Origin of the sequence: Lysobacter koreensis (assembly GCF_042677045.1) — a bacterium.
Lineage (GTDB): Bacteria > Pseudomonadota > Gammaproteobacteria > Xanthomonadales > Xanthomonadaceae > Lysobacter_K > Lysobacter_K koreensis.
This window is the reverse complement of sequence record NZ_JBHTIH010000014.1, coordinates 1-1,667: the sequence shown is the minus strand read 5'-3', so window position 1 is coordinate 1,667 and position 1,667 is coordinate 1. Positions and strand designations below refer to the sequence as shown.

Below are 1,667 nucleotides of genomic sequence, written 5' to 3'. Positions count from 1 at the left end.
GTCTTCGGCCAGTCCGGCGATGGCGAGGGTGACCCGGAACTCTTCGAGCAGCCGGATCTCCTTGAAGTACTCGATCTCGTCCTTGCGCACGACCGGGCCGATCTGCCGGCGCGCGAACTCGTGCGTGGGAAAGCCGTGCTCGGCGAAGAACATCATGCGCACGTCGGCGGACTTGTCGAGGAAGGCGGTGTTGCGCATGTGCGAGTTGAAGTCCATGTCGCCCCAACCGGCGATGAGGCGCTTCTCGAACACGTGAGCCTCCGTAGTGCCGATGGCTGGGCCGCTGGCGGCTGGCCGATGGCGGACCACGAGCCGGGTTCGGCCTCCATGGATTGTTACACCGGTAGCGCGAAGAACTCGCAAGGTGCAATAGGCGGAGCGCATTGCACCGCTGCCATTTGCGGCAGGCGCAGCGGGTCACGCATCCGATGCAATGCCCTTCACGGCAGACCTCCTAGGGTGCAACGAGCGGGGCGCACTGCACCATCGCGATCCGCTTGGCGCCGCACCGCGCCATGCATTCGGCGCAGCACCCCTCGGCTATTGCGCCATACCGGCTACGCGACCACCGTTCGCACCAGACCATCCCCCGGAAAGGAGAACCCAATGACCCTAACCACCCGCTGGACCGCCGTTGCCGCCTTCACCCTGCTGGCCGGGTGCCAGATGCCGGCCGCCGACACCGTGGCGGCTCCCGCCGCGCCGGCCCCGCACGCGAATGTGCCGCAAGCGGGTGTTGCACCACCGGCTGCGCCCGTCACCACCGCGGCCGCGGCCGCACCCACCCCGGCGTCGATCTCCGCGATCGTGAACCTGCGCTCGATCGATGCCACCAAGGAATTCCTCGAGCGCACGCTGGGTGCGTCGACGTATGAAACCCCCGAAACCGCGAAGTACCTGGCCGGCGGCTGCAATGTCGAGGTGAGCTACGCGGCGAACAAGGCGGTGACCAACGTCAGCATCGACCTGACCCCGGGCTGCCGCTTCGACGCGGCCGCGCTGGTCGGCAGCCAGGCGCCGGTGATGGTCGACGGCAGCCTGACGTTCGCCGCGTTCGAGCAGTTGTTCGGCAACGCGCGCTACACGTCGCCGTGCCTGAGCCTGTGCGGCAACGCCTACGACCCGTATGTCGACGCCGTGGTGCCCGGGTCGCGCGCCAACCTGGTGGTGGACGTGGCGGCGCGGGCGCTGTTCGTTGACGACGCGGTGATCGCGGCGTCCAACGCGTGGGAAGCGCAGCTCAAGGCCAAGGCGGGCGAGGACTACGTCGTCGAGACCCGTTTCAACTGCGACCGCACCCACGAGGCGATCGCGCGTGCGGCGTTCGCCACGGTGAAGGTCGAGACGCTGCAGTTCGGCCGCGAGCTGGGCTCGAACGACTGCGGCTGATCGGTCGACCCGCGTCGTATCGAGGGAGGCGCAAGCCGGCCTCGTGCCCTACGCAGCACCCTCGGGTGCACACATCGGATTGCGCCTACGAAGCGGGCTTGATGCTCGAAGCCAACGCCTGGAAATCCTCCGTCACCGGCAGCGAGCGCAGGGCTGCCGACAGGGCTTCGGGTGGTGTCGTCAGTTTGCGCAGCGCGAGGTCGAGCCAGCCGCCGGCGCTGGTGACGCGTGCGGCCAGTTGCTCGCCGTCGCGCCAGAACTCGTTGCGCAGCAGGAAG

2 protein-coding genes and 1 pseudogene are annotated in these 1,667 nt (G+C 68.3%); 1 reads left to right on the top strand and 2 read right to left on the bottom strand.

Features of this window, described 5'->3' with window-relative positions; all coding sequences use genetic code 11:
- Positions 1-252: thioesterase family protein (locus ACFQZQ_RS14750; RefSeq protein ID WP_386812587.1), on the bottom strand; the 252-nt coding region annotated here is incomplete at its 3' end.
- 354 nt (positions 253-606) lie between these two features.
- On the opposite strand from ACFQZQ_RS14750, the gene ACFQZQ_RS14745 reads away from it, so the two are divergent.
- Positions 607-1,389, top strand: a complete 783-nt coding sequence (locus ACFQZQ_RS14745; RefSeq protein ID WP_386813690.1) for a hypothetical protein — start codon at positions 607-609, stop codon at positions 1,387-1,389.
- Positions 1,390-1,474: 85 nt separating this feature from the next.
- Here the strand turns inward: ACFQZQ_RS14745 and ACFQZQ_RS14740 are convergent.
- Positions 1,475-1,667, bottom strand: a pseudogene (locus ACFQZQ_RS14740) (thioesterase); the annotation flags it as partial.